Origin of the sequence: Halobacteriovorax sp. RT-2-4 (assembly GCF_047085445.1) — a bacterium.
In the GTDB taxonomy this organism is placed as follows: domain Bacteria; phylum Bdellovibrionota; class Bacteriovoracia; order Bacteriovoracales; family Bacteriovoracaceae; genus Halobacteriovorax_A.
In genome coordinates this window covers 644,876-655,768 of sequence record NZ_JBKIXY010000002.1, presented here as the reverse complement: position 1 = coordinate 655,768, position 10,893 = coordinate 644,876, and the positions used below count along the sequence as shown (strand labels likewise).

8 protein-coding genes are annotated in these 10,893 nt (G+C 37.4%); 3 read left to right on the top strand and 5 right to left on the bottom strand.

Annotated features, from left to right (window positions below):
• The first annotated feature begins 58 nt into the window (after positions 1-58).
• Positions 59-1,024 carry a KpsF/GutQ family sugar-phosphate isomerase gene (locus ACMAYL_RS13560; protein WP_392993097.1) on the top strand — a complete coding sequence of 322 codons (966 nt, stop codon included), beginning with the start codon at positions 59-61 and terminating at the stop codon, positions 1,022-1,024.
• Positions 1,025-1,026: 2 nt separating this feature from the next.
• On the opposite strand, the gene lnt is transcribed toward ACMAYL_RS13560, so the two are convergent.
• Positions 1,027-2,478, bottom strand: a complete 1,452-nt coding sequence (gene lnt, locus ACMAYL_RS13555; protein ID WP_103219190.1) for an apolipoprotein N-acyltransferase — start codon at positions 2,476-2,478, stop codon at positions 1,027-1,029.
• Positions 2,479-2,541: 63 nt separating this feature from the next.
• Here lnt and ACMAYL_RS13550 point away from each other — a divergent pair, with 63 nt between their 5' ends.
• Positions 2,542-3,204, top strand: a complete 663-nt coding sequence (locus tag ACMAYL_RS13550; protein ID WP_146037921.1) for a hypothetical protein — start codon at positions 2,542-2,544, stop codon at positions 3,202-3,204.
• Positions 3,205-3,211: 7 nt separating this feature from the next.
• Here ACMAYL_RS13550 and ACMAYL_RS13545 read toward each other — a convergent pair whose 3' ends face one another.
• Positions 3,212-4,351 carry a S8 family serine peptidase gene (locus tag ACMAYL_RS13545; RefSeq protein WP_103219192.1) on the bottom strand — a complete coding sequence of 380 codons (1,140 nt, stop codon included), beginning with the start codon at positions 4,349-4,351 and terminating at the stop codon, positions 3,212-3,214.
• Positions 4,352-4,641: 290 nt separating this feature from the next.
• On the opposite strand from ACMAYL_RS13545, the gene ACMAYL_RS13540 reads away from it, so the two are divergent.
• A complete protein-coding gene (locus tag ACMAYL_RS13540; protein ID WP_392993094.1) occupies positions 4,642-4,860 on the top strand; it encodes a hypothetical protein in 219 nt (72 codons plus the stop codon).
• Positions 4,861-4,912: 52 nt separating this feature from the next.
• On the opposite strand, the gene ACMAYL_RS13535 is transcribed toward ACMAYL_RS13540, so the two are convergent.
• From ACMAYL_RS13535 to ACMAYL_RS13525, 3 genes are all read right to left on the bottom strand, one after another.
• Positions 4,913-5,284 carry a TraR/DksA family transcriptional regulator gene (locus ACMAYL_RS13535; RefSeq protein ID WP_103219194.1) on the bottom strand — a complete coding sequence of 124 codons (372 nt, stop codon included), beginning with the start codon at positions 5,282-5,284 and terminating at the stop codon, positions 4,913-4,915.
• A gap of 340 nt (positions 5,285-5,624) precedes the next feature.
• Complete coding sequence (locus ACMAYL_RS13530; protein ID WP_412470282.1) at positions 5,625-9,197, bottom strand: hypothetical protein; 3,573 nt, start codon at positions 9,195-9,197, stop codon at positions 5,625-5,627.
• Between the two features lie 142 nt (positions 9,198-9,339).
• The gene (locus ACMAYL_RS13525; protein ID WP_412471244.1) at positions 9,340-10,857 is read right to left on the bottom strand and encodes a hypothetical protein; all 1,518 of its coding nucleotides are present in this window, start codon (positions 10,855-10,857) and stop codon (positions 9,340-9,342) included.
• Positions 10,858-10,893 lie beyond the last annotated feature (36 nt).

Here is a 10,893-nt window from a genome sequence, read left to right as displayed (position 1 = left end):
TAATAACATAGTCGTAGACTCGATCGAGATAGAAAAATTGACACTAAAGGAGATGGTAGTGGAGCATTTTGGTCAGATGAAGGAAGTTTTAAAACTTGAAGCTGATTCAATTCTAAGAGTAATAGATCTTTTAGATGAGAAGATGTGTAACAAACTGACTGGTGTCTTCGAATATCTGCATGCTCATAACGGCCAGATGGTTTTATGTGGCGTTGGTAAGTCAGGCCTTATTGGAGAGAAACTATCTTCTACATTTAGCTCTCTTGGCCTTCGCTCAATTTTTCTTCATCCAACTGAGGCCCTTCACGGAGACCTTGGGAGAGTTAGTGAAAACGATGCCATTATCTTTTTATCAAAATCTGGTACCACAAGTGAGATCTTAAAATTAATACCATTTCTAAGAATAAGAAAAGAGAACCGTATTGCTCTAGTAGGTGATTTAACAAAACAAATTGCACTTGAGTGTGGGATTTCTTTTGATTGCTCGGTAGAGCGCGAAGCCTGTATTAATGATCTTGCCCCAACTACTTCATCAACTGTTGCTCTGGCAATGGGAGATGCCATTGCTGTTGCCTATGAGAAATTTGTGGGTCTATCACGTGAAGGGTTTGCTATTAATCACCCTGGTGGGAAATTGGGTAAGTCTCTTACGATGAAAGTAAAAGATTTAATGTGGGTGGCGAAAGAGTGCCCAATCCTTAAACCATCAAATCTTTTAAAAGATGCCGTTCTTGAAATGACGAATAAACCTCTTGGGGCCCTTGCTGTTATTGAGAATAATAGCTTTAGTGGAATTCTTGTCGAAGGTGATATCAGACGCTCGATTGCTAAAAATGCTAATGCACTTGAAACGGCTCTTAGCGAGATTATGACGAAAGAGCCTAAGAAAGTTTCTTCTGATGACCTTGCTATCGATGCCCTAACATCAATGGAGCAAAATAAGATTTATGTACTCCCTGTGATTGATGGAAATGAATTCAAGGGATTCATTCGAATGCATGATCTTCTTAAAGAAGGTTTTTAATTTTAAAGAGAAAAATCTTTTATTTCTTGTTTAAAATTTTCTGTACGAATTAACTCTCGACCATCTTGTTTGATGACGGCCGAGATTCCAGTATTGGTCGCTCTAATAATTGGAAGATTAAATTCCACAGCTCTCCACTTTGCTAAGAATAGGTGCTGCTCTTGTTCTGAGTAAGGCCCATACCATGAATCGTTTGTCACATTGACGATGAAATCAATTTTTTCTCCACGCTTCTTCACTTCTTTAATGTATCTTCCAACATAGCGAGGAAATAGGACTTCATAACAGATGAGTGAAATAAAGTGTTTATCTTTAACTTCAAAGTTTGTGTACTTAGTTCCACTCGCAAAGAATGAGATATTTGTTAAGTAAGGCGCCAGGTATTGGTTAAGTGGCCCAAAAGGTAGTCCTTCTCCAAAAGGAATGAGTACTTGCTTATGATAGACCTGATCAATAATTCCTTCACCTCGAGATAGTACTGTCGCATTATACGTATTCTCTAAGACACTTGGATTTGTTGAAGCAAGATCGTATGTTCCAAAGAAGTAGCTAGCATTACTCTTAATAAAGAGATCCATTAGCTCGTCTGACAACTTTTTACTTTTTTCTGAGAAAACAAATCTAGGATAAGAAGTCTCCGGCCAAATAACCAAATCGATATCTTCAATTCCTTCGGCCAAGCTTAGTCCTTTATAGATATTAATAACTTCTGATGAGGCAAGCTTTATGCCCTGTTCAGATTTAAGCTTTAGGTCATTTCCAATATTTCCTTGAACAATTCGAATCTTAAGATCGTTACTTATATTAGACTTTATTGGGCCTACTCCAAAATTCATAAGTAAAAGTGCAAGGATGATTCCACCTTGAACTCTTGGAAGCTTTTGTTTTTGGTAGAACATAAAAATAAGATGCCCAATGAATAAACTTAAGAAGCTATAGAAGGGAACTCCTAGGAGTCGTGCTGGTTTTAAGAATGGAGATATCTTAAGCCACGGATGGCCAAAAAGAGCTGGGAATTGTTGTGGCGTAAAATATTCAAGAATAACGAAGATTAGCGAATAAAGGATTCCTCCCGCTAATGTATCGATCTTCACATACTTCTTTAAAAAGAAAAAGATAATAAGAAAGAGATAGAATTGTGGCGCAATAATAACCGAAAAGAGCTGCCACAGGATAAAGTTAAATGGAAAAAATAGGTTTCCAAACTCGTTTAGTGTGAATGTTAACCAATAGTATCCTGCAAAATTATAACCCCAACAGAATAAGAAAATATTTATGAGGTTATACTTAAAACGAATTTCACTTTTAAGCCCGTAGAATAAAACGGCCGCACTAAAAAAGATTGTTGGAAAGATTGTGAACTTTCCTATGAATGGAAAATTTAATGCGTAAATGATACCTGCAAGAATATGAAGCACAGGTAGAAAGAATTTATTTTTCAGCAGGCTAGACATACTTTATTGTCGTATATGATTTAACATTTGCCAATACTAAGCTTATGAAATTACAATATTCTTATGGATAGAGAATTCTTAAACGACATACAAAAACATCAACATCTCTTCATGGAAGATAATATTGCACAGGATGTGCAACTTATAACATGTCCTAAGTGCGAAAGTGAAAATATTATTGAAGAACGCTGCCAAGATTGTGACTTCGATTTAACTTTTAATCCATTAGGAGAACCATTAGGGGAGAAGAGCTTCTATACTTTTCGTGAAAAGTATTGGCTGACACTTTCTCCTCTTGAAATGGAAAACCCTGCAATTTTCCAAGGTGATGTGAAGTTTAAGAAATTTATGATTAAAGTGCGTCGCCGTTATAATAATCTTCTTGATTACTTCTATAGTGAGCACTCAAAGACTGATAAGCTGAGAGCACTTTATCTTCAAGAGTTAGTGGATATCGTTATTGAAATGATGAACTCTGGAGTGAGCGAGCAAGAAATTTGGCAACCATATACGCAAAAGGGTATCGAAGAGGTTTCTCTTTATGAGCGTATTAAGGAAGCAATATCTGAAACACGCGAGCTAAATAATAAGAGTCAAATTGAAAGTTTTCTTGATTATAAGATGATGGGATTTTTTAAGGTGTCTTATTTATTGTATGGAATGCTAGGAGTGATCTTTATTATGGGGACGACCCTTGCGCTTACGTCCTATTTTAGGGCCATCTAGGAATTAATTATTTTCTGATAATTACTTTTGGAGTGTTTGCTACTTCTCTTTTGCTTTCTTTGTAGTTAGCTAGTTGACCATTTGTCTTTGTGTTTAGCTTTTCAGCAAGTTCAACAGCTGCTGTAGCATCAACACGTCCTGAAGACTTAACCTTTCCATTAAAAGTGATCTCTTTCTTTGCAGTGATTGAGATGATCTTCTTAATTTGCTTTGCTGAAAGACCTGGGTATCCAGCTTTTAACATTGCTGCTACTCCAGAAACAAAAGCAGTAGCTTGTGAAGTTCCTGTTAGCAGACCGTTTCTTGAAGTCGGGATAGCAGAGTTGATCTTATATCCTGGTGCAGAAACGTCTACTGTTTGTGCTCCCCAGTTTGAAGAGTTAAGAATCTTCATCGACTGATCGTGAGCAGTTACAGTAATAATATTTGATAACTTGTAGCTTGCTGGGAAGTAAGCAGTATTCTTGTTATCGATATTTTCTTGCTCGTTTCCTGCTGCTGCAACTACGATGATTCCTTTTCTTTCTGCTTTCTTTAGAATTTCAAGTTCTTCTAAATCCGGCTCTGGTCCACCACCTGAGTAGTTAATGATATCAACACCAAGATCAACTGCGTAACGTAGAGCCTTGATTGTTGAGTTTAAGTTGTCCTTACCTGAAGCGTGACGGTTGTAGTACTTCAGTGAAAGAATCTTAACATTTGGAAATACTGACTTAATAATTCCCGAAACGTGAGTTCCGTGACGATTCTTATCGTAAGGAGTATTTACATTATCAGCACCTTTAGAGAAATCTAGTCCAAAATTAGAAATGCTAGCATCTCCTTTAGGTACGTAGATATTATCTTTAAGGAATGGGTGAGTTGGATCAATACCTGTATCAATAACAGCTACAACAACTTCTTTTTGTGTCTTTAATTTTTTAAGTGCACCTGGAAGATTAATTGATCCTTGTGCAAAGTTATTTTTGATACCCCAGCTTGAAAAGCGTGAGTGTAGTACGTCAGTATTTGATGTTTCCTGTTGGTATTCTTTTTTGAAAACACGTTGTCTTAGTTGATCAAATGATAATTTCTGACCTTCACCAGCTCCAAAAGCAAAAGAGCTAGCAATTAAAGTAGAAAGTAGTAGAAAAGATTTTAGTTTCAAAAAGTGCTCCTTAGTAACTCAAACTCACTGTTATAGAATGCACAGCTTGTGCCAACACTATGACAGGATTCTACCTACTTAAGTTGTTCACCTATAGCCCATATGGATACTTTATAGATAGGTGTCAAAATCTTATACACTATTTTAAAAGTGGTGGTAGAAAATAAGGCCAAAAAGCCACCGTGTTCATTACTCCACTAAGTTAAGTTGCCGTAATCATTGTACCAGAATTTGGCATGGGCCGTGCTTAATTATGAACAGAAGAAGAACTTACCATGGAGGGTAATTCAGTGAAAACTATTTGGACATTATCAATCAGTATTTTTGTGTTTGCATATGTCATGATCGTCGCGCCAATTAATAATACGAACTCAAGTACAATAAGTCCTAAAGTGGAAGAAGTACTTAAAACAAATGAACAGGTTAAGAAAGTGCTTAAGAGAGACATATCGAAGTATGTCTATATAAAGAAGGAGACCTTTAGTGTAGACGAGGGGATGGCCCTATAAAAAAAGCCTGCATAAGCAGGCTTTTTTACTAACATTTGGAATATGAAAAAAGCTATACGGCTCTTCGCATGTGTTGTTCTTCACGCTCTCTTTCTTCTGCGTGTGTGATACAAAGATCGGCCCATGGTTGATTTTCAAGCCTTTTCTTACCGATTGGCTCGTCACAATCTTCACAGTGCCCATAAGTACCTTCTTCAATTCGGTGAAGGGCCTCTTCGATTTGTCTTAGCTTAGTCATTGCTCGAGCACGCATATTAAATGTAACCTGTTGGTTAATTACTGCGTTTGCTACATCACCTTCATCAGGTAGATCATCTGTCGACATCTTAAGGTCTTCAGTACTTGTTAGAATACCACCGTTAAGAATCTCAGCTTTAGCGGCCAATAACTTCTTTTTAAAATATTCTAGTCTTTCAGCTTCCATTTAGTCCTCCTCCTTAACGAAGTAAAACAAGCAAAGTTTGTTGGTTAAACTATTACGCGACACTTAATTTTAACCCTGAATTTATTTAGTTCAAAAGTCTTCTTAAAAGTCGGCAATTGTTGCTTTTAATACATATTCAATAGTTGCCCTAAAACCTCAGCCTTTGCTTCGCTCTGAAGCTTCATGGGAACCTATTGTAGGCACTCTTCGTGTTTGGCGGGAAAATAATTAAGTTAATTTCTTTTTACCAGTAATATCGGTAAGTTCTGCCGATAATAAAAAAAGGACGCTGAACGCGTCCTTATTTTTTTCGCCTAAATTTATTGGCATTAAACTATGCTTATCGTTGTTCGAACTCTTCTTGAATCATTGGACGATTTAAATCGACAGCTCCTGTTGTTGAATTCACTAGGAAGTACTTATCAAAAGCCGTTGTCGCCATATCTGCAAGAGCGTAATTCGTCCCATTGGTTAGTATCGCTGTATCAAGAACACCTGCAAATGAAGTAGGGTTAATGAATACGTAATGATTCTTTACTAACATTGCTGAACCAGCATTATTCGTGCTGTGAATATCTGTTGGATTGTGTCCATCTTTATGTCCCACGTAGAGAACATTTTCGAAGCTAACATCAAATGTATTATTTCCTTTATTTGAGAAGAATGCATATGTATTGACTGGCGCAGGATCAGTGAACTTATTGCCAATAAATTCAAGATTCTTAAATGCAAACATTTCTGAGCTAGACATTGAATAATCAATGCGATCAACAAGAAGAGAACCTGTAGGTGAGCCAAATGTATTATTTTTCACACTAATATTTTCAAATACTGGCCCATCTCCGCTATTCTCTGTTGAGTAGGCTCCTGCAACTAGTCCTGTTGCTGTACATCCGATACTACTTTCAATCGTATTATTATCGAATTGAATATTATGAAATTGCGCTCGATCATCACCAGAGTTATTGTAGCGACTAATTCTTCCCATGAGAATTCCGGCATCCCCTGTAGAAGTACAATTAAACTTTACTGTAGAGTTTGCAATTCGGAGATTTTTAATTCGTCCGTGTTCAACATATGGAAAGATACCATTAAACATTTGATTGGCACCAGTGTAGTCATTGTAGAAATTTGAAATAGTGAAGCCATTTCCATCAAGAGAGCCATTGTATGAATTATTAAAGTCTGATAACTGAAGTGATTGTCCACCCATATCAATGTTATTCATTAGTTTAAAACTAAAATTACTTAGGAATAAATTATTCTTAATGAATGTTAAATCACTTGCATTTGAAATAAGGAATGGACTTTCCTCTAATCCTGTTACGATTGCACGACCGTTAGTTGCAAATTTCATAAAACGATTAAATGCTACGTTTAGTTTTGAGTCTCCAGTTGCTGTAAAGTACTGACTTCCAGCAAAAGTCGAAGGAAGAGATTTATTGGCAAGATCATTGAAAGTAAGGCTTATTTCGCCCCCTGGTGTTCCATACTTTAAAGTACTTTGAGCAAGTGCTGTTGTACTATCACTATAGCCATTGTAAACAACATGATTTGCTGTGATTCTGTCTAGGACGTTTGATAGAGTAGAGTCATTGATAAATCCAATGAAGTCGATAATGTGAGAAGTACTCGTTCCCCATCTTGTATAATGGTGTCCATTAACTATAACGAATGTGTTGATGTCTGGCATAACTCCAACAAGAGATCCACTTGAATTTCCAGTAGCATAGCCAAGGTTATTAAAAAGTAGTCCTGAATAATAATTATTATCAAAGTTTGCTGAGGAAAGATTTGTCGTTGATGAAAGTGTCCCTAGGGCACCACCAACACCTTCAAGTCCTGCTGATCCCGCAGCTGCACCTGTGACTGAACTTGTTGCGATATGATTAAGTGCAAAATTTGCAGAAGTTCCATCGAGATTTAGTCTTCCAATTAAGCCTCCAGCGCTTCCATCTGCACTAACGCTTACTCTTGTTGCTGAAGAATAAATTCCAAGTGTGTTACCAGGATTAGTAAAAGCAGCATGACCAATAAACCCACCTGCATTTTTTAATGTCGTATCAATACTTCCTGTTGTAATAGATGAGTGAATCTGAAAAGTTTCAGGATTAAATATCTTTCCAGCAATTCCGCCAGCACCTTGAATCGTACTATATGGAAGATCACTTGAAATTGCTAAGTGAATATTATTTTCACCAAGCTCTAGACGGCCTAGATAGTTTGCGGCCGTTGACTGATGTTGTCCTAGAAGGCCACCAATAATCGCTGGTGCCGCTGAAGTATATGAGTTAGTAAAAACATAACTATTACTATAAGTACTAATATTAGTAAGATTTTCTGAGAAGCCGATTAGGCCACCAACTGATTGTTGTGGATTAGCTGCATCAACTTCGATATTAATATTTCCATTAACATCATAAATTTTAACTTCACGACTATTAGTTGCAGTATCAGTTGAGCCACTTGTTAGGGCACCAATAAGGGAGCCTACGTAAGCACTATCAGAACCAGGAAGTCCCGTACATTTTAAACTAAAGTTACTAAAAGTGATTCTTTCAACTTGTGCGAATACATTCTTTGTTGATGTTCCATCATAGTAAGACTGATTAAATAATCCACCGCACGAGTAACCAAAGCTTGAACCAGGTGGTGTTGTTGATGGATTCGAGTTTGTCATTGAACCTGAGATTATTAATTCATGAAGATTTGAAGAATCGCCTAAGTACTTTGCAAGTGCCGGCCCTGCTGTTAACGAATTAACATTGATATTTAAGTTACTAAGTCCTGACTCAGCGTTAGCAACCGTGCTTCCAATACTATTAAATAATGAGTCAGATGCTCCAATAATATGTGGAAGCTTCTTAAGACTTATAAGAATATCTCCCTCTAATTTTCCACTAAAGTCAGTAGCGCCCGTTGCTGGTGCTGAACCTGCAAAATCAATTGTTCTCGCAACAATATAATTCTCTGAAGGGTAGGAAGCGATATTATTAAATTGATCGGCCGTACAAATAATATTAAATCCTCTTGATCCAGCGCTATCAGCTGCAAATGGAGAGCTTGTTGCCGCTCCTGCAAACGCACAAGAATCAAAGCCTGCAAGTAGAGTAAGACCTGTCGCTGAATCTTCTGTTGCTAGTAGATACTCCTCTGAAGGAAGTCCTGCTGTTCTTGGAATCCTTTTAACTTGAGAGGCTCCAGAGCAAGCAGTATCATAGTAGGCTACAATTTCAACTGGATTATAAAAACCACTATCACTAGTAACAACGTTATAGTCGGCAGTTAGGTCATAGGTGAAAATATCTCCAGCATTTGGTGTTAAGCATTTTGATTCAAGAGTTAAGCTTGGATCGACGACACCTTCAGCATTAATTGAAGGGTAGCGAATCTTAAGTGATTGAGCGTTACTTGGAGCTTCATCGCAGCTTTCTCTTTTTCCTTTCCCAAAAACTTGGACAACCCCGTGACAAGTTTCAACCTTGAACTGATTTCCTGTCGTACTGTCATGAACAACTGTATTAGTTAGTGATGCACAATTGGCCGTTGTCATTACTAGATTCATTGGAGTTTCAGTAGAGTCAACTTGAGTATTAATTTGAGAACAATACTTTGTTCCAACTAGATTCGTTGGAGTCGTTCCTTGGTGCCAACCGATGGCCTTTACATCGTAGTTTCCAAAAGGAAGCTCAATTTCGATTTCAGAAGGGGAGCTTGGATCAAGACCAATTTGAAAAACTTGTTTTGTATCGTTATTTCTTCCAAAGATAAGTACACCACCATCAAAGTTTGAGTTTAAGTCTCCAACTAAGAATTGTGATTTTGAAAAAGTAACTTTTGTGTTTGATGTTTTTACTCCACATGAAGTGAGAAGAAGTGAAACAAGAAATAATCCAAAAATATGACGGTGCATACGGTCCCCAAATTCAATTTAATCCACAAAACTCATCGGTTAAGCAAATCTTAACCTTTAAAGAATTGGGGACAAAAACTTACGGGATTTCAGTTGGTTATGGTTTTAACCTCAATAGTGAATGCCATTTCTTAGTGCCATATTAATAATATGTGTAATTAAAAAGCTGACCATTGGCATTTAAGTCAAAATTTCCTGTACCTGCAGGAGAGCCTGTGATTGTAAGTGTACAAGTCGTATAGGGAGAACATGAAATGTCTCCTGAGATTGATAAGGTGTCTGGTGTTGAATAGATACTAAAATTCACAATTCCATCAGTGTTATTATTAAATGTAATTGTCGTGCTTCCACCTGTTGTAATATCAACATTTGATCCAGGTGCTGGTATGAAATCTGAATCCGGAATCATAACAATAGGGTTTGCCATTACGCTAAAGCGCTTCTCTGGAGAATAGATTAATCTACTTGAAGCGTCATCAAAATACGATCCAATCATTCTAAACTCAAAAGTATCTCCAAGATTAAAATTAGTAGTATTACCGTCGAGAACAACATCTCCTGACGTCGTATCAAATGATATAGGGCCTGAACCGATTGGATATCCACAGGCAACAAAAGTTGAATCATCTGTTCCAGCGACTTTGTACTCACAAGTATAGTTCATCGAGTTGCCAAGATAAGTATCGTTTCCAACATCATATGGGCCACCAACCTGTACTGTCGTTGCAGAGTTTCTTTCAAATGAATAACTCGAATTTGTAAGAGAAAGTTCAAATGGAGTAGGTGGCATAATATAAGTGAAGTAAGTGCCATCGTAGAAGTGACGATCGTTTCCTGCTAGGTCTTTTTCACCGATACTGTTCATGGTCATAAGTGTACCAACTGGCCCGGTAGAGCAGTCAGTTGTTCCACTATCTTTATCTTCATATCCTTCTATTCTAAGAGGTAAGTGGAATCCGCCTGTTAGCCTTACTGGAAGAACCATTCCAACAGAAGCATCAAGAACCATTTTAGCGTAGTCGACTCCATCGAGTAAATTTCCATTAACATTGCTATAGCAAGTATTCATCGATTCATTAAATCTTGATTGAGTATAGATTAGATCCTTATTAATTGGTCCTTCATAGTGAGGAATACCAAATTTAATAGATAGGTCAGTTGAATTAAATCTTATGTATTCACCAACATTACAAGCTGAAGTTTCACAAACAGACATATACTTGGCCGTTTGTAGACCATCAATAAACTCAGCACAAGGGTGACCTATATCAACGACGTTGGCCGGTGCCACAGTATCGACTTGAGTTAGATTGAAAGTAAAAGTTGTCTGCTCTGGGATTGCTGCGTTTTTTACGACTGAACAATAAAGGCTTCCTTCCATCATCTCGCCTGCAGTTGAACCATGCCAACCAAGAATCATAATATTCCAATTTCCATTATCAAATTCGTGATCAAGTGTTGCTTGTGAAAGAGGAACAACATAGAGAAGAGGAGGTTTATCCGCTGGCCCACCAACTGCTAGCATGACCGCACCATTATCAAAGAGTCCTGCTACTTGAGAGAACGCACCTTGAAGCTTTACTTCGACGTTTGAGGACTTTCCTCCACATGAAGTAAGGATAATTGCGAATGATATTAGTAGCATATTGATAATTTTCATAATTCCCTCAGGCAGTTAACTAAATAAATTATCGTC